This window comes from Lelliottia sp. GFLA7 (genome assembly GCF_056490165.1).
On the sequence record NZ_JBWLAQ010000136.1, the window covers coordinates 1 to 280 of the forward strand.

1 tRNA gene is annotated in these 280 nt (G+C 53.2%); it reads left to right on the plus strand.

Features of this window, described 5'->3' with window-relative positions:
* Positions 1–47: 47 nt before the first annotated feature.
* A tRNA-Gly gene (locus tag AC07RN_RS21535) sits at positions 48–123 on the plus strand.
* Positions 124–280: the final 157 nt, after the last annotated feature.

Sequence of the window (280 nt, forward strand, 5' to 3'; positions counted from 1 at the left end):
TGCAGCAAGGCGGTCAACGCAGTGGCGGCTTGAAAGACAAAGATTAAGCGGGAATAGCTCAGTTGGTAGAGCACGACCTTGCCAAGGTCGGGGTCGCGAGTTCGAGTCTCGTTTCCCGCTCCAAATTTGAAAGTATCGCAAGATACGTACCATCAATCGCAGGATTTCAAGTTGCAGCAAGGCGGTCAACGCAGTGGCGGCTTGAAAGACAAAGATTAAGCGGGAATAGCTCAGTTGGTAGAGCACGACCTTGCCAAGGTCGGGGTCGCGAGTTCGAGTC